This is a genomic window from Flavobacterium daejeonense DSM 17708, from assembly GCF_000425425.1.
GTDB lineage: Bacteria > Bacteroidota > Bacteroidia > Flavobacteriales > Flavobacteriaceae > Flavobacterium > Flavobacterium daejeonense.
In genome coordinates this window covers 1-2542 of record NZ_AUDK01000045.1, presented here as the reverse complement: position 1 = coordinate 2542, position 2542 = coordinate 1, and the positions used below count along the sequence as shown (strand labels likewise).

Below are 2542 nucleotides of genomic sequence, written 5' to 3'. Positions count from 1 at the left end.
GTTCAACAGTTAATGCTTCTTTGGCAATAATATGCTGCCCGCTCCAGTCATAAGTTACTAAATAGCCTGTATAAGTTCCGTCCAGTTTTTCGGTGTTTTTTAAACGATTAAACAAAAAAAGTTGTAGCTTTTTACGGCTACAACTTTTTTACTTTATTTGTAATACAGTAAATAACTGATTACGATAGCCACACGAAAGGATTCGTGCGGCAGCAGGGGGATTTAGTCTTAGAAAGCTAACTAAATCAATATCGAGTTTGGATTAATTGCCATTGCTCATAATTTTGCAAAATGGATAGAGAAGGGCTTTTTGCCTAGTTTTGGTAAAAATCTAAGGACTATAGATCTTCTTAAAACTTCTTTTAATCATTTTTTTCAAACAAACTTATGTAATCGATGGTTTTCCAAATTTTATAAAAACACAAAGAGGCTGCCTTTTCGGACAGCCTCTTGCTTTTAAAATCCATCACTTGTATTTACATCATAACTACTTTATTTTTACAAATCGATTATTTTCTATCGTATATTTTGAAACGATACTATCCTGACTGTAATAAATTCTTTTTTTTAAATCATCATATTCTGATTTTATTTTGTAAGATGTAATTGTATAAACCCCATTGATTTCTTCAAACCCACTCAAAATTGGATCTGAAGACATAAGCTTAATTTTAGACACTACTCCTTCATTTTTTTCATAAATACACAAATATATATCAAACCAATTCAAAATCTTAAAAGTAGGTTTATACAAAGGAACATATTTTGTCATATATGAAATCAAATAAAAATTATTTTTAAGTTTTGTTTTGTAACCAAACAGATTTTTTTTATCTGTATTAAATACAAATTCATTTATTGCATCTGTTCTATTTAAAATTTGCAAATCATCGTCATCTATTACTTTATTATAGCCATTTTGATTGCTAAAATCTTTTTTATCTAAAAATTTTTTTAAAAAAAGCTCATCTTTTGATTCATTACAACTATAAAATCCAAAGAATATAAATAATACTAAATATTTTATTTTCATAGTTAAATTATTTATTGATTATCCCTAATTTCTGTCAAAACATATTCAAGACCAGTACCATGAGCAGCGCCTTGAATAGTTGTTGCTGTTTTGTCTGCAAAATAATAATTTCCAACTGAATCCTTATAATAATAAAATCTATTTTCTAGGGTCTTAGTTCCTATTAATTCCCTAGCAGAGAGGCTTCTTACACTACCATCATCATTAAATGGATCAACATAATTATCATAATAAGAAAAATAAGGTTTTCCATTATCAATACCCATTCCTACAATTGTTACAAAATGATTTGTCGCTACATTGTTATTATCTCCATCAGTTCCTCCATCAAATTTGTCTGCTCCTTTATAACGTTCATACATAACGCCTGCCATCACTGGTTTACCCAGCTTTAAATTTTTGGCAACTATATCTATCGCTTTTTGCATATTCATTTCAGGAGTAGTTTTCCCTGATTCTTCTTGTCTTTTTTTATCTATAAATGTATTTACCTGGTAACCAGCTCCTACAGGATTTGTACCAGCTAAAGAAGATTTTTCGTTTTGTTTTCTTGCTGCAATAGCACAATCTTGATAATCTTGCCAACTTACCCAAGTTTTATATTCAAGAACATTATATACAAATGAAACATTACTAAAATTGGCTTTTTTGGTAGGATCAATACATTTACAAGTAGCAATGTTGGTCACAGATACAGGAGTTGGTAAATTACATTCCTTTATGCTTGCATTATTATCATCACAATCTACACCCATAGATGCTCCTTGTTCCCATCCTACTCCAGGACTGGTCGTACTTTTTTGCGTTCCCCCTTCATAACCATCCCCATCATTATCTAAATACCAATCAGAACATCCTTGGCAAACATTAACAGGATCATTAATAACTGTTGCAGGAGTGTTATTTTGAGAAATAGTGATACTATGTTCGATTCCCGTTGTTTGATCTATATAATAACCTTGTCCTGATGGGAAATCATCAATATCATAGTTATACCAAGTAGGAGTAGGTGAAGTACTTGAACTTCCAGAACTACTCGAAATATAGGAAGTATAGGAACTATTACCTTGAGAATCCGGTATACGATAGAAACCTCCCGCTATAAATTGACCATCTCCCGCATTAGGTGTAAAATAATAGAAAAAATGATTTGCAACATTTTTATCTTTAAAAATAGTAAGTGTCCCTAAATGTGTGACACCATCAGATGTAGTTATAATTTGATTAGTTTTCTCCTTTATTTTGTAATTATCGCTGTTGTCGGTTTTTAATTTATTAAACTCTTGCTGTGTTAGTGGTTTTTCTATCTCACTTGTAGTATTATTAGAAGGTGGTTGGGTTTGTTGTTGCACACAATTACAATTTTGTAAAGTATATCCACTCGGGCAACTTGTTATTGAACAAGGTGGTATTGTAGACGCACAACCGCAATCCGGTGTTTGATAATAACCTTCCGGACAAGTATTATAACATTGTTGCGGCACCTCATTACAATTACAATATTGATCT

General features: G+C 31.1%; 2 protein-coding genes. Both read right to left on the bottom strand.

What is annotated here, in order from left to right:
• Window positions 1–487: 487 nt before the first annotated feature.
• On the bottom strand, window positions 488–1033 hold the full coding sequence (locus tag H599_RS0117625) for a hypothetical protein (protein WP_026715328.1): 546 nt from the start codon (window positions 1031–1033) through the stop codon (window positions 488–490).
• A gap of 11 nt (window positions 1034–1044) precedes the next feature.
• Window positions 1045–2542 (bottom strand): hypothetical protein (locus H599_RS20075; protein ID WP_035141908.1); only part of this gene is annotated, 1498 nt, incomplete at its 5' end.